The sequence below is a fragment of the Roseofilum sp. KMC-1 genome (assembly GCF_057802075.1).
In genome coordinates, this window is record NZ_CM173605.1 from 1,071,669 (window position 1) to 1,092,024 (window position 20,356).

Consider the following 20,356-nt stretch of genomic DNA (forward strand, 5'->3'; position numbering starts at 1 on the left):
CCCATTCCCCCATTCCCCTTAAAATCATGATTTTAGAACTCCAAACCTATATCGCTCGAAAACAAAAAGCTTCTCTAGCCGAACTGCAAACCCACTTTCGCAGCCATCCTGACGCTCTCCGGGGGATGCTTAACAAATTAGTCCATAAAGGAAGAGTGCGCCCAGTAAACCTAGAGAGCAAAAAATGTGGGGGCTGCACCCATTGCGATACAGCAGCCTTTGAAGTTTACGAATGGGTGGGCAAAGGGGAATCACTGAAGAACGCACCCTACCCGAATTAATGAATAGACTGCTGTACAATCTCCTCTTCTGTAGGTTTAATGCCCAAATTTTGTTGAATTTGTAAGGCTTGGCTAAAACAGGATATCGCCTCTTGATAGCGCTGTAATTCCGCTAAAGCTGTCCCCTTTCCCCGCCAAGCTTCATAATCATTACCTTCCAACTGAATCGCCCGATCGTAAGAAGAAATTGCCTCTTCAAAACGGCGCAATTTTTCTAATAAAATGCCCCGATGTCGCCAAGCTTGATGATGATTTGGCTCTAGGGTTAATACCCGATCGTAAGCATCAACAGCTTCTTCATAGCGTTGAATCCGCTCTAGCATTTCTCCTCGTGCCCTCCAAATTTGCGGATCGTTAGGGTTGAGCTGCAAAGCGCGATCGTAGGATTCTAAACCTCGCTCATACTCTTTTAAGTGGGCTAAGGTTGTGCCTCGATTAAACCAAAGGGCACTTAAGAGCATCTTTTCTGGCGGATTTTCTCGCTCTTCAGAAAGGGTGATTGCGCGATCGTAGGCTTCGATCGCCTCTGCATACTTTTCTCCTTTCTCTAGAGCATTGCCGCGATGAAACCAAGCTTCAAGTTTATCTCCATCTAAAGCAATTACCCGATCGTAACAGGCGATCGCCTCCTCAAACTGACCCAACTTTTCCCGCGCTACTCCCTGGTTATGCCAAGCTTCCGTATCTTCCGGTTGCAAGGAAATCGCCTGCTCATAAGCTTCTATCGCTTCCCAATGGCGCTCTAACTTCAGCAGCGTATTGCCTCGACAATACCAAATTTCTGCCCCTTCCGGGTTCAATTCTAGAGCGCGATCGAAGGATTCTAACGCTTCTAAGGGGCGATCGGTCACCCTCAACACCAACCCCTTGTGATACCATACTTCAGCATTCTCCGGCTCTAAAAACAACGCCCGCTCGTAACAATCCAATGCCTCCTCATAGCGATGCAACTTCACTAACGTCTTTCCCCGCTCATACCACGCTTCAAAAGACTGAGGTTGACTTTCCAGAACCTGATCGTAAAGAGCCACAGCTTCCTCATATAACCCCTCATCTGCCAATAAATTTCCCTGATCCACACACTCTTGGGCAGTGACAAAAAGCTGGTTTTCATCTAACTTCTCTAAATCAAAGGATAAAGGATTCTCTTCTTCCTCATCCAACTCCACTAAGTCCTCTAAAAAATCAATTTCTGAAATCCCAGACACCCCTTTAGACACAGGAGCAGGTTTCACCACCTGACGAATTTTACTCAACTCAGTTTGCAGATCTTCTCCCAACCCTTGCAGTTGTTTCACCAACTGTTGGCGCACTTCTCGAAGCGCTCCAGCAGAGTCTTTTAACTCCAAAACTTCTTGATTGACATGCTGGTATCCCCGTTGACGCTCAGTTTTTGCCGCTTCAATTTGAGCAGTCAAATCCTCAACCAACTGGCGAGCCATATCCGTATACTGTTGCAAATGACCTTCTGACTGATTGAGATCCTCAAACCGGCGATTCACCTCGGTAACGATTTGCTTAATCATGCTGCTTCGCATCAAGCGCAACAACACCACGGTTCCACCAATAAAGAGAACCATGAGCAGCATCAACTGATTTAGGCGCGATCGAATATCATCCACCTCTGACAATCTTGCTTGCAACTCAATTTCCTGTCTCGCTCGCTCTTGGGCGAACTTCTCATTCACCGTCTGCTCCACCGTCTGCTCAATCACTTCCTTGAGGGTGTTTAAATCCTGTTCCGATAACCCACTATTGCCCTGGGGAGCAGCAGGGGCAGGTTTCGGTTGCGCTTGAGCCTGAAGTTTAGCTTGGGTAACCCTCACTTCTGAAGGATTTGCCCCATAAGCCACTGCCATCAAATTAAATGACGCTAAACTCACCAACAGCCAGAGATAAAAGGGTGTAACACGCATAGATTTTAAAGGAATCCCCATACAATTAAGCCTGAAATCACTACCGGCTCTCCACTATCCACTCATCAGCAGTTAAACTCATAACAGAGCTATAGGAATAGCAGAATTAACTCGCCTAAATCGTAATACCAGATTAAGATGCTTAATCCGGGTAAAGATTAGGATTGAAGTTAGGGTGCGATAAACCAATGCAGGAACTGACTCATATGACTCTAGTCGATCAACCTTTCCAGAATTCGATGTCTTCCGTTTCTTTAGAGGATCGTTTATCTCCCTATGAAACCCTCTCTAAACGGGTGATGTTAGCGGTGCTGCACTGCGGGGGACATCAATCTGCCCATTTACAAAATTGGCTACTCCATGGATTTAATTCTGCATTTGCCAACAGTTTGGGTTTGAATGCCTCAGAAAACCCGACAGAATATTATGGTCGTCCATTTTTTGATGGGTTGCCCCCTTCTGAATATGCCACCCTCCAACATCATTATTCTTGCCACTTGCTGGCGCTGCTGCTCTCTCAGTTACTTAAACAACTGCCCAGTAACCTCAGTAATACTGGCGAACTCGATCGCCTTCAGGATCAGATTCGAGAGCTAGAGCAGATCGTTAATACACCGGTTGTCATTCAATTTAACCGCCCTTCTCAACCTCCCGGTTGGTTGCAACTGTGGTTGAATTCTGAAGGGTTGAAAATTAGTGGTATGCATCCGAAATTGGATGAATGGACTGTATTTAGTCGCCGATTGATGGGAGAAGATCGATTTAAGGATCTGCAATGGCTGGAAAATTATAGTGTTAGTGGAGAATTGATTATTGAGGGGATTGAAGTTACTCAAACAGAACAAAAACACCGCTTAGTTCAACTGTTGACTAGCCCGGATTCTCTGTTAGAAGGTAATAAGCTGCAATTGATTAATTACCAACTTCAGGTGTTATTCCGCGCCAGCCATTTCATGATCTTAAATGCAGATATGAATCAAGTGCGATTCTTGGTGGGTAAAGCCTGTGGAACGGTGGAAAGTTATCTATTTCCTAGGGAAGAGCTGGATAATCCCCATTTTCTAACGGCTCTAGAACAGAATCAAGTGTTGCGGGTGGGGGAAATTAATGCTCAAAGTCACAGCCAATGCGAGCGCACTCTCTGGGAGGAAGGGGTACGCTCTCTTTTGCTGATTCCCCTAAGATGGGATTATGAGCAACAGGGGCATCATCCGGAAATGTTAAGACTGATTGGGTTAATTAGCGATCGCCCCCATAATTTTACGGCCCAAGATTGCCGTTACGCCCAAGAGCTAATCCCTGCCTTTGCTTGCGCCATGCGGCAAACCAACCACAATCAGTTAAATCCCATCCATCCAGCAGTGGCTTGGCGCTTTACCCAGGAAGCAGAACGGCGCAGTTGGGGCTTTGAACCCGCTCCCATTGTCTGTGAAAAGGTTTATCCCTTGTTTGGGATTTCTGATATTCGCGGTTCTTCTCATGAGCGAAATCGAGCCATTCAAACGGATTTAGTTGAACAGTTTCAATTAGGATTAGCTATCTTAGAAGCCGTAGAATCTTATCAAGAAAATCGCTTTATCCGGCAAATAAAAATTGACTTAGAAAATTATAAAAAGCGCATTGAAGAGAAAGTAACCGTTGATTCGGAAGTGACAGCAGTTCAGTATCTTCAAGACCATTTTGAAATTTATTTTGACTACTTTTGTCAATGTGGAGAACTGGCGCAAAAAGCGGTAGCATACTATCGCCAATGTTCTGATAACGATCGCCACTCCGTAGATACTGCCCGTAAAGCCTACGATTGCATGATCGATCGCATTAATGAGCATTTACTGAAAACTTGGGAACATTGGCAAAAGCGAATGCAAGCCATTATTCCCCACTATTGCGATCTCGAATCGACCGATGGCATCGATCATATGATTTATGTGGGCAAATCGATTCACCATAGCTTTACCCCCTTTCATTTACATAGCCTGCGCTATGAGCAACTTTGTGCCCTGTGCGATGCCGCTCGCACCGGGATTAAACTCCATGAAGTGGAGAAAATCCCCTTACTCTTAACCCATCTGGTGTTAGTACAAGATGTGACCATCGATATTTTTCATGATGAGAATACGGAAAAAATCTTTGATGTCCAAGGCAGTCGAGATACTCGCTATGAAATCGTGAAAAAACGCATTGATAAAGGAGTGGATCTGGAAACCGGCGATCGCATTACTACCCCTGGAATGCTCACCCTGGTCTATTCTACGGATGATGAGTGGAAAGAATACGAACATTATCTCGATTATCTCCAGCGCGAAGGCTGGATCGCTCCAGAAATCCTATCCGGTTCTGTGGCTCCCCTGCAAGGGGTCGATGGGCTGCGCTATGCTAAAGTCCAAGTTTTACCGGAATAGTTATCCTTTGTGTCTTTGAGGTTAATTTAGTAGTTAACTGTACAACATGGGCGATCGCCCATGAACGACAATGATCGCAGTAAACCCGTTCAAGGATTGACCCTTGGTGATGTCAGCTCAACAACCCATACCCACCGTTGTCGTCATGCATGGCGATCAAACCGGAGAGGAACTTCTAGCCGAAGCTCTACGAGTTTTGCACCCTTCAGTCATTCGCCAACCCCTGGAATTTATCGATTACGACTTGAGTTTAGAAAATCGACGAGCAACAAATAATCAGGTGGTTTGGGATGCTGCTACCATTGCCTGTAAAACTGGACTGGCATTGAAAGCAGCTACCATTACTCCGGAAATTCCCGGTGATGTGGGTAGCCCCAATGCTATCTTGCGAGAAGCCTTGGGTGCTTCGGTGATTTTACGAACAGGGCGACGCATTCCCCAAATTCGACCCGTAGGTGGAGTTCATGCACCCATTACTATCGTTCGCATGGCTGTAGATGATGCCTATGGTGCGAAGGAATGGCGAGAAACTACGGAAAGCGGCGATGAAATTGCCTGGCGTACCTCTAAGATTAGTCGTTCCATTTGCCGAACAGTAGCTGAGTTTACGTTTACCCATGCCAAGCGGACGGGGGCGAAAGTCTTTGGCGGGCCAAAATTCACGGTTAGTGCTATCTATGAAGGGATGTTTAAGGAAGAACTCGATGCCGCCAGCCATCGCTATCCGGAAGTCGCTTATCAACCCCTGCTGATTGATGCGACGTTTGCTTTGCTGCTGCAAAATAGTGGCGAAGCCTTGGTTATACCCGCTCTCAATCGGGATGGGGATTTACTCTCGGATATGGTGTTACAAATGTATGGCAGTATTGCGGGTTCGGAAAGTTTAGTCATGGGTTTTGATGCCGATACCTTGCAGGTAAAAACGGTGATGGCAGAAGCGCCCCATGGTACAGCCCCCGCCCTCTATGGCAAAAATATTGCTAATCCTATGGCGATGATTTTGGCCGGTGCTGCCCTCCTCACTTATGTGAAAACTCCGGCTGGTAATCGCGTCAGCGAAACGGAATTTCATCGCGCCTCCCGCTCAATTTATGAGTCGGTATTTGAAGCGATTTATGAAGGTAAAGCTACCCCAGATTTAGGGGGACAAATGACAACTTCTGAGTTTACCGATGAGGTGATTCGCAAAGTTAAAACTAAGCTTGAAGTCTGGTCTACTCTAGAGTCCACTTGATAGGGCAAAACTCTGCCCTCTTCCCCCAGCCCCTTCTCCCGTGGGAGAAGGGGGGCAGAAGTCTCTCTCCCTGGGGAGAGAGAGGGCAACTAAGGGTTGACAAAACGGAGAAAAGCGCTATAATGGAAATGGTGACTAAAAATAATTAACGCTCTCCCTAGAGAAAAGCATATAGCACTTAACACGGTTTATGAGAGACAAGGGGAAAAGAGCCATGACGATTACTCTGTTACCAGTCAATACCTTATCTGAATTTCTCAAGCGCCCAGAAACGAAACCTGCGAGCGAATATATCAATGGAGAAATCATCCAAAAACCGATGCCGAAAGGGAAACATAGTCGATTACAACTGAGGTTGTGCAACGCGATCAATCAACAAGCAGAACCTCAGAAAATTGCTTATGCTTTTCCTGAATTGCGATGTTCGTTTGGGGATCGCTCTATTGTTCCGGATATCGCCGTGTTTCACTGGTCAAATATCCCGTTTGAGGAGGATGGAGAAGTTCCCAATGACTTTCTTTTACCTCCAGATTGGATGATTGAAATCTTGTCCCCAGAACAAAGCGCCAATCAGGTGATGGGGAAAATTCTGTATAGTTTGCAATCGGGGAGTCAACTGGGTTGGTTAGTCGATCCGCAAGATCGCTCCATCGTCGTCTTTGAGCCGAATAAACAACCGGAATGGCTAACCGGTGGCGATCGCCCCCAAATCCTAACCGGAATTAAGCTAGACTTAACCATAGAGCAGATCTTTGGCTGGTTGAAACTGAATTAAGTGGGCGATCGCAGCCCTCACCCCCAACCCCCTCTCCCGTGGGAGAGGGGCTAACAAAGTATAGCGATCGCACTTAGAGCCAATTTATAAATGTATGAAATTATCTGGACTTCCTATCTCCTATACCGGGTTGAGCAAAGAGGGTTTGATCTCAACCAGATTGAAGAAATTTTGCGGTTTTCTGGTGAGCGCTATTACGATTAAAAACAGGACGGTTTATTACTGATGTCTGACATTAAACAGCAAATTCCCCAGATGCACTACTTCAAAGAAGAAGATATTCTCCACCTACTGATCTCGGAGGGATTAGAAGCAGGAAGCATTGAGATCAGTCCCAATGTTACGGCTGAGTTGAATGCAGAGAGCGAGTTAATCGGAGTAGAAATTCTGAATGCGAGTACCTATATTCGAGATTGCATCCTAGAGTCGGTTCAAGGTAGGCTGGCTAATTTGACAACTTTCGTAAATGATAAGACCACTATACTAAAATAGAAACCCGGTTTCTAACTCCACGCGATCGCACTCACGCCCAATTTATCAATGGATGGGTGAGCCTCCATTGCCCATTCTCGTCGATCCTACGCTAATCTTGTTTAAATAACCTAACTCCGTCTAAACACTCGCTCCTATGGTTCACGTTAAGAGCGTGCAACTGACTAACTTCAAATCCTTTGGGGGAACAACGACTGTACCGTTGTTACCGGGTTTTACGGTGATTTCTGGGCCCAATGGATCGGGTAAGTCTAATATATTGGATGCGCTACTGTTTTGTTTGGGCTTATCTAGCTCGAAGGGGATGCGAGCGGAACGGTTGCCGGATCTGGTGAACCATGCCAAGGGAGAGAAACGCAAAGCGACGGTAGAAGCGACGGTGACGGTTACCCTGGATGTTTCTGATGTCAAGCGCAGTATCTGGGAAGAGGAGGAAGATCCAGAGGGAGAAATAGAACTAGACCCAGAATGGCATATTACCCGCCGCTTGCGAGTGACCCCAGCCGGAACCTATACCTCTACCTATTATATGAATGGGGAGGCTTGTACCCTAACTCAGCTACATGAGAACTTAAACCGGTTAAGAATTTATCCGGAAGGCTATAATGTGGTGCTTCAAGGGGATGTGACCAATATTATCTCCATGAACGCCAAAGCAAGACGGGAAATTATTGATGAGTTGGCAGGGGTAGCCCAGTTTGACCGCAAGATTGATTTAGCCAGGGAGAAGTTAACCGAGGTTAAAGAGAAGGAGGAGAATTCTCGGATTATAGAACAGGAATTGATTTCTCAGCGCGATCGCCTGGCGAAAGATCGCACTAAAGCAGAAAAATACCAAACCCTACGCGCAGAACTCCTACAGAAACAGCAATGGGAAGCTGTATTGCGCTGGCGCACTTTGCGAGCAGAGGAAGGAAAACTCAGGGAAGCTATTGAAGCAGGCGATCGCACCCAAGGAGAATTTCAGCATAACTTAGAAGCGCTCAATACTCAAATTGCCCAAGTCAGTGAAGAACTCGATAGCCTCAATGCCAGGGTAAAATCTTTGGGAGAAGAACAGCTATTAGCCCTCCAGTCTACCTTAGCCACCCAACAAGCCCAACTGAGTCAACTCGAAACACGACAACAGGAACTCGAAAGTACGGAACAACAGTTAAAATACCAACGAGAAAAAACAGAACAGGAAATTCACCAAGACCGGCAAACCCTGGAAACGCTCCAACATCAACATCATCTCGAAACTCAGGCTCTATCAAGATTACAAGATAGCCGAGACCAGGCCCAGGCCAGTTTAAACGAAACGCGAGAACAGGCCCAGGCGATTGCCTCTGCATCCCAAGAATGGGTCGATCGCCAAACCCACTTGAATCATAATATTGAAAACCTCCTCAAAACCCTAGAACCCCAACGTAGCGAACAAGCCCAACTGACAGAACGCCAAACCCAACTAACCCGTACCCTAGAAGAACAGAATCAGCGCATTGCAACCCTAGAACCGAATATCAGCAGCCAGCATGAAAGCGCTACAGGGTTAGAAATACAAGTGATTGAGTTATCCCAACGCATCCAGGTCATCGCTCAAACTCTCTCCACCGCAGAATATGACCTGCAAACCCAGCAGCACACCCAAAAGCGACTCCTAAATGAACAACGGGAAAAACAACGGCAACTCGATAAACTCGAAGCACAAGTACAGGCCCAGCAAGAAGCGGCCGGAACCTATGCCAGTAAACTGATTATGCAAACCCAGATTCCCGGAGTTCATGGGTTAGTCGCGAGTTTAGGCCAGGTCGAGCCTCGCTATCAGTTGGCCCTGGAAACTGCGGCTGGGTCAAGGTTGGGTAATATTGTAGTCGATGACGATCGGGTTGCAGCACAGGCCATCGCCCTCCTGAAACAAAAACGAGCCGGCCGTGCCACCTTTCTTCCCCTAAACAAAATCCGCCCCGGTCGCCGCACTTCGACTCCGCTCAGTGACCGCAGTCCAGGTTTTATTGACTACGCTGTAAACTTGATTGAGTGCGACCCCCGCTATCAAGAGATCTTTGCCTATGTCTTCGGCAACACAGCCGTTTTTGCGACCCTCAATGCTGCCCAACCCCATATCGGTAACCTTCGCATGGTCACCCTAGAAGGAGAACTCCTGGAAGCGTCTGGAGCCATGACCGGAGGCAGTCAACCTCAGCGTTCGGGCATTCATTTTGGTATGGGTGCAGCCAGTGCTGAATCAGCCCAGCAGAGGGCGCTAGAAGAGCGTATCAGCGAGATTGACGGACTTTTGGCTCAAATTGAGGTAGAACTAGGACGCTTGTCAGACACCACTAAACAAGCCTCTGCGGAGTTGATGGAGGCTAGGGGTCAGCACCGGGAAAAACAATTGCAACTGGAGCAATGCCGCAAACAGATCCAAAATGACCAGCAACAATGCGATCGCACTCGCGAACTCTTGGCACAAACTCAGCAAGACTTAAATCAAACTCGGCTGCGTTTAGAAGTTCTCAACCGGGATATTCCCCAACATGAGCTGCAACTCGATGAGTATCGCCAGTCTCTGGCTCAGTTGGAAGACAATCAAGCCCCGAAGGAATGGCAAGCCATTCAAGGGCAACTGCGGGAGAAGGAAAGTCTATTAGACCGACGGGAACTTGCCCTGAGAGGATGCGAGCAGCAGTTACAGGAATTGGACAAAAAACGCGATCGCACCCATGAGAAAATTCGCCGAAGTCTAGAGCGCGTCAACGAACTCAAGCAGAATGAAGCCACCACCATGAGCCAAAACACCCGCATCCGTCGCCAACAGGCGGAAATTAAGGCTCAGATGACCCAAACTCAAGGGCAACTCTCGATCCTCGAAGAAACCCTAGGGGCAGAAAAGCAACAACGGGATACGGTGGAGGAAAATTTGCGCCAACTGCACCTCAACCGCCAACAACTGCAATGGCAACAACAGAAACTAGCGGAAAATCAAAATACCCGTCGCCAAAATCTGATTACGCTCCAAACTCAGATCCAAGAGGTGAAAGCGGAGTTACTAGATCCCTTGCCCGAAGTTCCCGAAAATCTGAATATGAAGGAACTCGAACAAACCCTGCGCCAACTGCAAAAACAATTGCAAGCCTTAGAACCCGTGAATATGTTGGCCATAGAAGAATACGAACATACTACCGAGCGCCTAGAGAGCCTGAGCGAAAAACTCGCCATTCTAGAGAAAGAACGCACAGAGCTTTTGCTCAGGGTAGAAAATTTTACGACTCTGCGCTATCGAGCATTCATGGAATCTTTTGATGCTGTCAATGAAAACTTCCAGCAGATCTTTGCCGAACTCTCGGAAGGGGATGGCCATCTGCAACTCGACGATCCACAAGATCCCTTTAATGGCGGACTGAATTTAGTGGCCCATCCCAAAGGGAAACCGGTACAGCGTCTGGCTTCTATGTCGGGAGGGGAGAAGTCTTTAACCGCTCTGAGCTTTATTTTTGCCCTCCAGCGCTATCGCCCTTCTCCATTCTATGCCTTCGATGAGGTGGATATGTTCCTCGATGGGGCGAATGTGGAACGGCTCTCGAAGATGATTAAAAAGCAAAGTTTGGGTAGTGCCCAATTTATCGTGGTGAGTCTCCGTCGTCCCATGATTGAAGCCTCGGAGCGCACTATTGGGGTGACTCAAGCGAGGGGTGGATTTACTCAGGTTTTGGGCATTACGAATACTAATGAGGTGGCTTCTTAGGTGATATCCAGTTTTTTTCTTGACTAAAGTAACAAGAGTGAGTTATAATAAAAAAGACAAAGAGAATTTTCCAAGTTTACTACTCGGTTGTGAGGGGTAAAGTGTAAGCAAAATTTTCCAAATAGGGTTTAGGTTCGGGTTGTTTTTGTTTTTTCTTCCGGAGCCAAACATTTGTCCTATTCAAAAATAAATAATCTCTGCGATCCTTAGCCAATTAACCAACCGTCACTAAGCATTCACAAAAATTTCACAAAGGATTGTAGACTCAAATCACAATCCATATTCGGGTTTAGCCCGATACTAAATCAAGAACGAGTCAAGAGTATAAGTCTTATGAGTGTCATTTCCCAAGTTGTTCAGCAAGCACTAGCCACCGGTTATTTATCCATCGAATCGGAAAATCAACTGCGATCGCTCCTACAAAACCCTTACGGTCAAGAAGATTTCCATGCCTTCCGCCAATTACAACAGGCGGCAATGATAGGCAATGTCAAACAAGAGTCTCGCCAGTTAGCCTTTGCCAGTCAGCGCCCATAAGTCAACATCAAGAAAGTTAAGAATCAGCTTCTGCCCCTTCTTCTAGCTGTTTAAGCTTGGCTTTTAGCTCTTGCTTTTCCTCTTCAAGCTGCACTTTTTCCTTATTCAGTTTCTCTTCCACAATCTGTAATTGGGCATGTCGGGCTTCAACCTCTAGTCGTCCACGAGCGACTTCCTGACTTTGCAGGGTCAGATCTTGTCGCCATTGCTCCGCTCTCTCCATTTCAGCTTGCAAGAACTCTGGCGTAATTCCGGCACACAAATACTGGTCAATCAACTGGAGTACCCAGTCCTTAGCATCCGTAATACTGAGAATTTCGCGATCTTCCGTCAGCTCTACCAGCACAAGCGGGTTCCCTGTCCAATTCTCTCTGTCAGTACAAGGAATCATTTCTTCTTGATTAGCCAATTTCCAGGTCGTTTCAGACTCTTGAGAGGCTAAAACCCTAAGATAAGCTTTGCCTAAAAATTGCTCTTTTTGTACCTGGGCAAGATATAACATAGCCGTTGATTTTTCACTCTGAAGTCATGGAAGAAATCGGATAGATAAAGGCGATAATTGCCTTTAATCTGAAAGAGAGTTGAGGCGATCGCGCAGAATCTGAGCCTGGATCTGGAGTTGGGCTAATGCATCTCTAGCGCCTTGAACCACATCTTCAGGAGCTTTTTTGACAAATCCAGGATTCTCCAAACGGGCTTGGAGAGCTTGGCTTTCTTTCTCAATTTTACCCAAATCCTTCTCAACTTTAGCTTGCAAAGCCCCAATATCCACAACTCCAGCTAGGGGAAGTAAGACTTGCACAGTTCCGGTGACTCCCACAATCGTTTGTTTCATTGGCTCATCTAATGATGCACAAATTTTAGGAGCTTCAGTTTTGGCCATCATCTCAATGATCGATGAGCCTTGGGTTAAGATTTGTTGCTCGCTGGGATTTTCGGTTTGCAGGACTAGGGGGACTTTGACACCGGGCTTGATTTCGGCGATCGCCCGCAAGTTCCGAATCGTACGAATAGTATCAATCAGTTGGGCAAATTGAGCTTCTAATTGGGAGTCGATCAGAGCTTCATCAGGTTCAGGATAGCTTTGCCGCGCTACCGATGTCCCCTCACTTTGGGTCAGGGTTTGCCAAATTTCTTCCGTAATATGAGGCATGAACGGATGCAGCAGCCTTAAAATCCCATCTAAAACTACAGCTAAGACCTGTTGAGCCACTAACCGGGAAGAAGGATCTTCTCCATCCTTTTGCCATAATCGGGGTTTAACCAGCTCGATATACCAGTCGCAAAAGTCATTCCAAATCAATTCATAAATCCCTTTAGCCGCTTCTCCCAACCCATACTGGTTTAACTCCTTCCGAGTTTGCCTAGCCACTTGATAGTAACGGGACAGTATCCAGCGATCGCCTTCTTCTAACTCCTCCACAACTGGCATCCCCAACTCTAACGGGGTTTTCCCATCCAAATTCATCATCACAAACCGGGCCGCATTCCACAATTTATTGGCAAAATTCCGAGAAGCTTGTACGGATGACGACTCATCAGTTTCGCGATCGTATTCTAGACGAATATCTTGTCCAGCTCCCGCAACTTCCCGAATTAGGGTATAGCGGAGAGCATCAGCCCCATATTTTTCGATTAATCTCAGGGGATCAATACCATTGTTGGCCGATTTTGACATTTTCTTGCCGTTTTCATCCCTGACCAAACCATGGATATACACCGTTTCAAAAGGCATTTTACCCGTAAAATGACCCGCCATCATCGTCATCCGCGCCACCCAAAAGAAGATAATGTCAAAACCGGTGACTAAAGTCGTCGTGGGATAATAGCGATCAAGATCCGCAGACTCTTCCGGCCATCCCATAGTAGAAAAGGGCCAGAGTCCGGAAGAAAACCAGGTATCCAGAACATCTGGATCTTGCTCCAGTGCCACTTTTTCCCCATATTGGACTTTGGCCTGTTCTAGAGCTTCTCCTTCATTCGCCGCTACAATAAAGGGAGTCCCATCAGTAATTTCTCCCCCCGTTTCGCTCACCACATACCAAGCCGGAATTTGATGACCCCACCACAACTGCCGCGAAATACACCAATCCTTGAGTTTCACCAACCAATCCCGGTAGACTTTACTCCAGCGATCAGGCACAAATACTGGCTCATTCTGACGATCCAGAAACTCTAGCGCTCTATCAGCTAAGGGGCGAATTTTCACAAACCACTGCGTAGAAATCAGAGGTTCAACCGGGACTTTACCGCGATCGCTATAAGGCACACTCGTCTTATAATCCTCTACCTTCACCAAATAACCCTCTTCCTCCAGCCGCTTCACCACTGCCTTCCGCGCCTCAAACCGGTCTAATCCCTCAAACTCCCCAGCATTCTCATTCAAACTGCCATTCTTGTTCATGATATTAATCATCGGCAAGTTATGGCGTTTACCCATCTCAAAATCATTCGGATCATGGGCAGGCGTAATTTTTACACAACCAGTCCCAAACTCCGCATCCACATATTCATCCCCAATAATCGGAATTTCCCGACCCATCAGAGGCAAACGCAGCGTTTTACCAATCAAATCTTTATACCGCTCATCTTCAGGATTTACTGCCACTGCCGTATCCCCCAACATCGTTTCCGGCCGAGTAGTCGCCACTTCCACAAACCCCTCACCCTCCATCAACGGATAGCGGAAATACCACAAATGCCCATCAACTTCCTTATTCTCAACTTCCAAATCCGATACCGCCGACTCAGAAGCGGGACACCAATTCACCATATAGTTGCCCCGATAAATCAAACCTTCCTCATAAAGGCGCAGAAAGGCCGCCATCACCGCCTTTGATAGCCCTTCATCCATCGTAAACCGCTCCCGCGACCAATCCACGGAAACCCCCAAGCGGCGCAACTGATTAACAATTGTGCCTCCAGACTCCTCTTTCCACTGCCAGGCTCGCTCCAGAAACGCCCCACGACCCACATCATAACGGCTTTTCCCTTCACTTCTCAGTTGCCGCTCCAAAATCGTCTGCACCGCAATACTGGCATGATCGGTTCCCGGTAACCACAAGGTATTCTCCCCTAACATGCGATGATACCGAACCAAGGCATCAATCAGGGCACTCTCAAAAGCATGGCCCATATGCAAACTACCGGTCACATTGGGCGGTGGAATCACCACACAGTAAGGGTCTCCTCCCTCACTCGGATCGGCTTTAAACGTTTCGTTTTCTTCCCAATACCGTTGCCATTTGGCTTCAGCACTCAAGGGATCGTATTGACTCGGCAAGCTAGAAGAATGTGCAATCATGGGTAACAGAATCAATTGGCAATTAGGCACAGGTGAATCAGTTCACCCTTCATTGAAATCAGAATGGCGAGAGCCAGATAAAATGACTCTCGCACACTCGCTCTGGATCTAGTTTACAAGAGAAATAATCACCCCGATCTTCTCTAAGGCAGACCTAAACACTTGCAGGTACTTTTTCCGTTTCTTGGGTTAAATGCTCGTAAATGGCTCGCATTTTCAAGCCGGTCAGCACTTGGAACAACCCTGTACCATTGGTCGAACCTGGATAATCCGGATGTTGCCGTAGCAAATGAGTTAATTCCCCATATTCTTTTGTCGAGGTATTGCTCAAATGACCTTCGATGTAGATCAATTCCTCTAGATTATCAAACTGTCCATCAACTTCCAGGATAGAAACTTCATGGCCATAGTAAGAGTCCGGCCCATAGTGCATTTTAATGCCAGGATAGGAGCAGGTTAACTTCCGTCCACAGGGAATCCAGTCAATGGTTGAGCCTTCGTCAAACAGATAAACGGGGTCACGGCCTGCCACTCCATAGCGTTGAATCATCCGTACCCGCAAGATTTTCCGATCTTTATCATCTGGAATCAGTTGGGTGGGTAACACCTGAACTACTACATCAGCATGGGCTTTTTGGGGATCGATATAAGCCATGAAGTCAGGACGGCGAGCATTAATGGCAAATAAGACATCTTCATAGCGATGGCCTCTCTCTGCCATGTCTCGCTGGATTTTCCAAGCAATTTTGACTTCATCACTGATGTCAAGATAAACACTAAAATCCAATAGCTCCCTTACCCGCTCGTCATACATCGGGTGTAGACCTTCCAGGACAACAATAGATTTGGGATGAATCGTTTCGGGGGGGTCGATTTCCCCGGTTGTATGGTTGTAAATGGGTTTTTCTATGGATTCACCGTTTTTAAGGGCTTTGGCTTGCTCATACATCAAGTCAAAGTTGTTGGCTTTGGGGTTAAGCGCGGTAATCCCGGTTTCTTTACGTTGCTTACGGTCTAACGAATGGTAGTCATCTAGACAAATCACGGTTATGAGATCTTCTCCGAATAAGTCGGTTAAGCGACGCAAGAAGGTTGATTTCCCACAACCGGAGTCTCCGGCAACACCAACTAAAACCACGCGATCCGGTTTACTGGTCATAGATTTCCTCTGTCAATCAATGGGTTCACTAAGTTAGTTTTGGTTTATCAGTAAATGGAGTTAAACTAGCGTTGAGGGCAACCCATTAAAACTGCCCTTCGAGATTTTTAAACACCGGAGGGGGCTTGCTCTCTCGATAGAAATAGCATGGCTCAGTCTCCGGTTGGAGACAACTCAAGCTTGAGTTCAGCCCAGTTTTCCATCTTCAATATTCTGGAGCAAATTCTACCAGAATGGGATCATCCCCACAAGGCAGGTTTAGAGATTTAGGATTGTCCTCAATACCTATGCTACGGTGAAGAGGGTCTTTAAGAAAAGATAAAAGAGATGCCTAGACTCCGGTTTTTGGGGTTGTAGTTAGGCGGTTGACCCTGAAGCGCTGATGGGGTCTTTGCTGGAGTAATTGGCGGCAATGGGTTTCGGTGCAGCCAGAATCTCAAAGATTAACTCGGAAAGAGGGTCGCTTTTCGATAAAATGAGGAATATTGTACCGAATCCGGTTGGATGAAGTGGGAGTGCAGGCGATGGTCGTGAATTGGATTCCGATCCAGGACAATCGCCCCCAAGAGTCTGAAGGGGATCTGCCTCTTTCACTTTTCCCCATCCCACTCGATGGTCATCACAACGAGGAACTCACCTGTCGTTCCCGTAGTGGTTTAGCGATCGCTAGTTCCCCTCAGTCCTATAAGACCAGGGGATGACCTTTTAGCAATAGCCCATATTAAAAAGACAACAGGAGAAATCTAAAGCTATGCCTACATCCAGTTTAGCGGGTACAAACAGTAGCGTGTCGTCCAATCGTCTGTTTCAATTTGAGGTGGTTGGTCTTAACCCCGGCACTATGGCCAATATGAATTGCTCGATTCGTCGCAGTGGTAGTGTCTTGGTGACTGTACCTTATAACCGCATGAATCAGGAAATGAAGCGTATTGCTCGTCTAGGTGGCACAATCACTAACATTATGCCCGTCAATTTTGCTTCGTCCTCAGAGGACGAAGCCTAAATTTGGGTCTAGCTCTTCACGATTCAGGAAGAGCTAGATTGACCAATGAGATTGGGTCACTTACAGTAACTCTAGTCACTTTAATCATCACTGTTGCCCCTGGCTCAGTGGGGGTTGACTCATCTTGCGGTAATATGCCGATGTAAATGGGGAAAGGAGAAAATCAAGGTAATGTATATATCGAGTTTAACGGGTAGAATCAGTAGCCTGTCATCAAACCGTTTGTTTCAGTTTGAGGTGGTTGGTCTTAACCCCGGCAGCATGGCGAATATGAACTGTTCAGTTCGTCGTAGCGGTAGTGTCTTCATTACTGTGCCTTACAGCCGTATGAATCAGGAAATGAAGCGTATTGCTCGTCTGGGAGGCAAAATTGTTAATATTGTTCCCCTTAATTCTGATACGCCCTCTCGTCAACAGTCAGTTGGGACTCCAGCCCCTTCTACCCAAGGGACTCAAGATAAAGTCCATAAAAAATCTGAAGATCAAACGATTCCTATCAATATTTACCGACCGAAAGATCCTTATATCGGTAAGTGCCTCAGTAATGAAAAGTTGGTGGCCCAAGGGGGATCGGGGATCGTTCAACATTTGACGTTTGATCTCTCCCAAGGAGACCTCAAGTATGTTGAAGGCCAAAGTATTGGGATTATTCCCCCTGGAACCGATGATAACGGTAAACCCCATAAGTTGCGGTTGTATTCGATCGCCTCTACTCGTCATGGGGATGATGAAGAGGATAAGACGGTTTCTTTATGTGTCAGACAACTGGAATATAAACACCCAGAAAGCGGTGAGACGGTTTATGGGGTTTGCTCAACTTATTTGTGTGGCCTTGAAGTCGGTGCAGATGTGGCTATCACTGGGCCGGTGGGTAAGGAAATGCTGTTACCAGATGACGAGGAAGCCACTATCATTATGATGGGAACGGGAACGGGAATTGCTCCTTTCCGTGCCTATCTCTGGCGCATGTTTAAGGAGCAGCACGAAGATTATAAGTTCCGAGGATTAGCTTGGCTGTTCTTTGGTATTCCTTATACTCAAAATATCCTCTATCGGGAAGAGTTGGAGAAGATGCAGCAGGAGTTCCCGGATAATTTCCGCCTTACCTATGCCATCAGCCGCGAACAACAAAATCCTGAAGGCGGTAAAATGTATATCCAAGACCGGATTAAGGAAAATGCCGATGAGCTATGGGCATTAGTCCAAAAACCGAATACCCATATCTATATGTGTGGCCTTAAAGGTATGGAACCGGGTATTGATGAAGGGATGTCTGTGGCCGCTGGCAAGTTTGGTGTGAACTGGGATGAGTACCGGAAACAACTGAAAAAAGAACATCGTTGGCATGTGGAAACTTACTAAACTTGATTAAGTTCCGCGATCGCTAGAAGTAGGGGAGGCCTTTGCAGGCTTCCCCTATTTTGGCTCGACGATGGGTTGGGAGGTGAGAATTAAGCGGATTTTGGCATGGATCAGGTTCAGTTGAGCCAAACCGAGATCTACATCCCCTTGAACAACAATACCGGTATGCAATAGCCGGTCTAGGAGTTCTAAAATGGAGGCGCGATCGCTGCTACGTTCCCCTGGATAATACCCCTGTTTGGGCAATAGAGAGCCGATTTCCCCTAAGTCAATGTTTAAGTCTGCTGGATCGATGTCGAAAATTTCGCACAGGTTGAGAATCTGTTCTTCTAGACGCTGTAAACTTTCGGCTGCCCGGTCTAATTCTGCTTCGCTTAGATTACCCGCATCCATGCGCCGAATGACTTGAGCTTCCATTAACTGGCGAATGAGTTCAACAACGGTGAGCAGTAAGGGGGCAAGTCCTGCATCAGGGGAGCGATCGGAAGAGGAAACGAGGGAAGAGGTCATGCTTGATTAGGTCGTACTGAAATCTTACTTTACCTTACGATCTTTGAGTAGTTGATTCAAATACTCCTTCTGATAGTTTAAATATTGACTATGCCACTCCTGGAAGCGGCGATCGCCATCTCTAACCAGCATTTTACGATAGTCTTCGGATGAGATATACTGCTTAGTCATAAATGGCTCCCATTAATACATCTGTCAACGACCCAGAATCTAATTCATCCATTGATTTGGTATCGGCAATATCTAACCGAGCGCCTGCTGTCGCTAGATCGTCATCCAGAGATTTCAAAAATCCCCGCGTCAGTACATCATCACCCACTTGAATAAAGGTAATCCCCAATTCTTCTTGGGTGTCCATTTTCTGAGTCGCTTCTACTAAAAGTTTAATCAGTTTCCTTCGATTTTGGGGTTCTCGATCCAAAATCACCAGGATAATTTCTCCATTGGGTTTAGTTTGCCCGTTGGCTTTACGGGTAAAATAATCGTCTAGAGCCAGTTTCACGGTTTCTTCTAGGGCGATCGCTTGGTTGCGATCGTAGGAATCAAGCAGAGCAATCATTTCCTCTTCACTCGCACAACTGACAGGATTGACCCCACTGCTGTTAAAGACAGCCGCATTATACAAAGTGAGACAATCTGGATCGAGTTCTGCACATTGACGATACAAGGCTAATAACCCCGATCTCGCTTGTTCCCAAGCTCGCTTAAATTCACGAGATGTGGGGTGATTATCCCCAGGGCTTCTGGCAATAATCACAGTATAATCTCGATTTTGTAATATGGCTGCTTCTGTCATCGGATTACCTAGATGAGGATTGAGATCGGTTAAGGAACTTATTACTGTTTTAACACTTTTATTAAACCGTTGTTAATAAATTTTGATACGTTTCCATGAGCTGGTTCAATACATACGGATCGGCATTGGAATGGTCGAGCGTAACACTCAATGGCACGGTCTGGCGCTGGTATAAAGTGTGCCGTTGTCCAAAGTAAAATAGAGGACGACCACTTTTCTGAGTTCCACGGTGAATCTGAAGTGAGGTAAAGTTTAAATAAGGTAAGTTGCCCATAAAATAAGAAATCTCCCATATCAATTCGGGCACAAAACCACCATCGCTATTGGAATTGTCAATAGACTCTCGATAGACTCTACAAAAGGTTGTCCAATCCATCAAAATAACATCGTTAATAACCACATTTTTAAACCGATTCTCTCCACCTACCGCAATAGGAAAAAAAACTGGAATATTTTTAAACAGATACCACTCCCCATCAATTTTGCGAGTGCTGAAAGTCCACTCTATGGATAAAGCCTTGACTAAATTCCAGACAAGATAACCTTGAAAACAGGCTGCTGGCGTATTTTGAAAATGCCTTTCATAAACCTCACGAGGTTTTTCTAAGTCTAGCTGTATAGTAATTGAAATCTGTGGATTAGAAACAAACTCTTCATTATGAAAAAAATTGAAAGCCCACTGTTGATATTGGCTCAATTCCTCAAGATTTAGTTTAGTCCCTTGGTATCTTTCTAAAGCTTCTTGTAAATCCATCTTAGTTTTCTTCCCTGAATGCTTCAAATCGATTGCTTAAGAGTAGTTTATCAGACTTCCATCGGCTTTGTATCAGAAGTGTTGAACCTCGACAAAAAACTTTA

At 46.3% G+C, this 20,356-nt stretch carries 17 protein-coding genes; 9 read left to right on the forward strand and 8 right to left on the reverse strand.

Going from position 1 to position 20,356, the window contains the following annotated elements; genetic code table 11:
* Nucleotides 1-26: 26 nt before the first annotated feature.
* Nucleotides 27-281 carry a FeoC-like transcriptional regulator gene (locus AC3FZD_RS05115; protein WP_488739093.1) on the forward strand — a complete coding sequence of 85 codons (255 nt, stop codon included), beginning with the start codon at nucleotides 27-29 and terminating at the stop codon, nucleotides 279-281.
* Here AC3FZD_RS05115 and AC3FZD_RS05120 read toward each other — a convergent pair.
* Entirely contained in the window at nucleotides 278-2,197 is a 1,920-nt protein-coding gene (locus tag AC3FZD_RS05120; protein WP_488739094.1) for a tetratricopeptide repeat protein, read from the reverse strand. The two genes, AC3FZD_RS05115 and AC3FZD_RS05120, sit on opposite strands and share 4 nt — an antisense overlap.
* Nucleotides 2,198-2,385: 188 nt before the next feature.
* On the opposite strand from AC3FZD_RS05120, the gene AC3FZD_RS05125 reads away from it, so the two are divergent.
* From AC3FZD_RS05125 to AC3FZD_RS05150, 6 genes are all read left to right on the forward strand, one after another.
* Entirely contained in the window at nucleotides 2,386-4,599 is a 2,214-nt protein-coding gene (locus AC3FZD_RS05125; RefSeq protein WP_488739095.1) for a GAF domain-containing protein, read from the forward strand.
* A 109-nt stretch (nucleotides 4,600-4,708) separates the two neighbouring features.
* Nucleotides 4,709-5,833 (forward strand): isocitrate/isopropylmalate family dehydrogenase, encoded by a 1,125-nt coding sequence (locus AC3FZD_RS05130; protein WP_488739096.1) that lies wholly within the window; start codon nucleotides 4,709-4,711, stop codon nucleotides 5,831-5,833.
* A gap of 214 nt (nucleotides 5,834-6,047) precedes the next feature.
* Nucleotides 6,048-6,608: a Uma2 family endonuclease gene (locus tag AC3FZD_RS05135; RefSeq protein ID WP_488739097.1), complete on the forward strand. Its 561-nt coding sequence runs from the start codon at nucleotides 6,048-6,050 to the stop codon at nucleotides 6,606-6,608.
* A 225-nt stretch (nucleotides 6,609-6,833) separates the two neighbouring features.
* The gene (locus AC3FZD_RS05140) at nucleotides 6,834-7,100 is read left to right on the forward strand and encodes a DUF2283 domain-containing protein (protein WP_488739098.1); all 267 of its coding nucleotides are present in this window, start codon (nucleotides 6,834-6,836) and stop codon (nucleotides 7,098-7,100) included.
* Between the two features lie 136 nt (nucleotides 7,101-7,236).
* On the forward strand, nucleotides 7,237-10,827 hold the full coding sequence (gene smc / locus AC3FZD_RS05145) for a chromosome segregation protein SMC (protein ID WP_488739099.1): 3,591 nt from the start codon (nucleotides 7,237-7,239) through the stop codon (nucleotides 10,825-10,827).
* 333 nt (nucleotides 10,828-11,160) lie between these two features.
* Nucleotides 11,161-11,364 carry a hypothetical protein gene (locus AC3FZD_RS05150; RefSeq protein WP_488739100.1) on the forward strand — a complete coding sequence of 68 codons (204 nt, stop codon included), beginning with the start codon at nucleotides 11,161-11,163 and terminating at the stop codon, nucleotides 11,362-11,364.
* Nucleotides 11,365-11,380: 16 nt separating this feature from the next.
* On the opposite strand, the gene AC3FZD_RS05155 is transcribed toward AC3FZD_RS05150, so the two are convergent.
* From AC3FZD_RS05155 to AC3FZD_RS05165, 3 genes are all read right to left on the reverse strand, one after another.
* Complete coding sequence (locus AC3FZD_RS05155; protein ID WP_488739101.1) at nucleotides 11,381-11,866, reverse strand: hypothetical protein; 486 nt, start codon at nucleotides 11,864-11,866, stop codon at nucleotides 11,381-11,383.
* Between the two features lie 63 nt (nucleotides 11,867-11,929).
* On the reverse strand, nucleotides 11,930-14,668 hold the full coding sequence (locus AC3FZD_RS05160) for a valine--tRNA ligase (protein ID WP_488739102.1): 2,739 nt from the start codon (nucleotides 14,666-14,668) through the stop codon (nucleotides 11,930-11,932).
* A 154-nt stretch (nucleotides 14,669-14,822) separates the two neighbouring features.
* Nucleotides 14,823-15,827 carry a phosphoribulokinase gene (locus AC3FZD_RS05165; protein ID WP_488739103.1) on the reverse strand — a complete coding sequence of 335 codons (1,005 nt, stop codon included), beginning with the start codon at nucleotides 15,825-15,827 and terminating at the stop codon, nucleotides 14,823-14,825.
* A gap of 751 nt (nucleotides 15,828-16,578) precedes the next feature.
* On the opposite strand from AC3FZD_RS05165, the gene cpcD reads away from it, so the two are divergent.
* Together cpcD and cpcD/petH are read left to right on the forward strand one after the other, a co-directional pair.
* The gene (gene cpcD / locus AC3FZD_RS05170; protein ID WP_488739104.1) at nucleotides 16,579-16,830 is read left to right on the forward strand and encodes a rod-capping linker protein CpcD; all 252 of its coding nucleotides are present in this window, start codon (nucleotides 16,579-16,581) and stop codon (nucleotides 16,828-16,830) included.
* A 171-nt stretch (nucleotides 16,831-17,001) separates the two neighbouring features.
* On the forward strand, nucleotides 17,002-18,192 hold the full coding sequence (gene cpcD/petH / locus AC3FZD_RS05175) for a bifunctional rod-capping linker CpcD/ferredoxin--NADP reductase PetH (protein ID WP_488739105.1): 1,191 nt from the start codon (nucleotides 17,002-17,004) through the stop codon (nucleotides 18,190-18,192).
* A gap of 54 nt (nucleotides 18,193-18,246) precedes the next feature.
* Here the strand turns inward: cpcD/petH and AC3FZD_RS05180 are convergent, their stop codons facing one another.
* The 4 genes from AC3FZD_RS05180 to AC3FZD_RS05195 form a co-directional block, all read right to left on the reverse strand.
* Nucleotides 18,247-18,702, reverse strand: coding sequence for a gas vesicle protein K (locus tag AC3FZD_RS05180; RefSeq protein WP_488739106.1), 456 nt, complete (start codon nucleotides 18,700-18,702; stop codon nucleotides 18,247-18,249).
* A 24-nt stretch (nucleotides 18,703-18,726) separates the two neighbouring features.
* The gene (locus tag AC3FZD_RS05185; protein ID WP_488739107.1) at nucleotides 18,727-18,873 is read right to left on the reverse strand and encodes a hypothetical protein; all 147 of its coding nucleotides are present in this window, start codon (nucleotides 18,871-18,873) and stop codon (nucleotides 18,727-18,729) included.
* The gene (locus AC3FZD_RS05190) at nucleotides 18,866-19,498 is read right to left on the reverse strand and encodes a vWA domain-containing protein (protein ID WP_488739108.1); all 633 of its coding nucleotides are present in this window, start codon (nucleotides 19,496-19,498) and stop codon (nucleotides 18,866-18,868) included. The genes AC3FZD_RS05185 and AC3FZD_RS05190 overlap by 8 nt, the downstream gene beginning before the upstream one ends.
* A gap of 61 nt (nucleotides 19,499-19,559) precedes the next feature.
* Complete coding sequence (locus AC3FZD_RS05195) at nucleotides 19,560-20,252, reverse strand: hypothetical protein (protein WP_488739109.1); 693 nt, start codon at nucleotides 20,250-20,252, stop codon at nucleotides 19,560-19,562.
* Nucleotides 20,253-20,356 lie beyond the last annotated feature (104 nt).

Excerpts from the sequence above, each read along its gene's own strand:
- cpcD/petH (WP_488739105.1), top strand. The coding sequence starts at position 17,002 with ATGTATATATCGAGTTTAACGGGTAGAATCAGTAGCCTGTCATCAAAC.
- AC3FZD_RS05150 (WP_488739100.1), top strand. The coding sequence starts at position 11,161 with ATGAGTGTCATTTCCCAAGTTGTTCAGCAAGCACTAGCCACCGGTTAT.
- AC3FZD_RS05140 (WP_488739098.1), top strand. The coding sequence starts at position 6,834 with ATGTCTGACATTAAACAGCAAATTCCCCAGATGCACTACTTCAAAGAA.
- AC3FZD_RS05120 (WP_488739094.1), bottom strand. The coding sequence starts at position 2,197 with ATGCGTGTTACACCCTTTTATCTCTGGCTGTTGGTGAGTTTAGCGTCA.
- AC3FZD_RS05115 (WP_488739093.1), top strand. The coding sequence starts at position 27 with ATGATTTTAGAACTCCAAACCTATATCGCTCGAAAACAAAAAGCTTCT.
- AC3FZD_RS05155 (WP_488739101.1), bottom strand. The coding sequence starts at position 11,866 with ATGTTATATCTTGCCCAGGTACAAAAAGAGCAATTTTTAGGCAAAGCT.
- AC3FZD_RS05130 (WP_488739096.1), top strand. The coding sequence starts at position 4,709 with ATGTCAGCTCAACAACCCATACCCACCGTTGTCGTCATGCATGGCGAT.
- AC3FZD_RS05125 (WP_488739095.1), top strand. The coding sequence starts at position 2,386 with ATGCAGGAACTGACTCATATGACTCTAGTCGATCAACCTTTCCAGAAT.
- smc (WP_488739099.1), top strand. The coding sequence starts at position 7,237 with ATGGTTCACGTTAAGAGCGTGCAACTGACTAACTTCAAATCCTTTGGG.
- AC3FZD_RS05185 (WP_488739107.1), bottom strand. The coding sequence starts at position 18,873 with ATGACTAAGCAGTATATCTCATCCGAAGACTATCGTAAAATGCTGGTT.
- AC3FZD_RS05160 (WP_488739102.1), bottom strand. The coding sequence starts at position 14,668 with ATGATTGCACATTCTTCTAGCTTGCCGAGTCAATACGATCCCTTGAGT.
- cpcD (WP_488739104.1), top strand. The coding sequence starts at position 16,579 with ATGCCTACATCCAGTTTAGCGGGTACAAACAGTAGCGTGTCGTCCAAT.
- AC3FZD_RS05195 (WP_488739109.1), bottom strand. The coding sequence starts at position 20,252 with ATGGATTTACAAGAAGCTTTAGAAAGATACCAAGGGACTAAACTAAAT.
- AC3FZD_RS05165 (WP_488739103.1), bottom strand. The coding sequence starts at position 15,827 with ATGACCAGTAAACCGGATCGCGTGGTTTTAGTTGGTGTTGCCGGAGAC.
- AC3FZD_RS05180 (WP_488739106.1), bottom strand. The coding sequence starts at position 18,702 with ATGACCTCTTCCCTCGTTTCCTCTTCCGATCGCTCCCCTGATGCAGGA.
- AC3FZD_RS05135 (WP_488739097.1), top strand. The coding sequence starts at position 6,048 with ATGACGATTACTCTGTTACCAGTCAATACCTTATCTGAATTTCTCAAG.
- AC3FZD_RS05190 (WP_488739108.1), bottom strand. The coding sequence starts at position 19,498 with ATGACAGAAGCAGCCATATTACAAAATCGAGATTATACTGTGATTATT.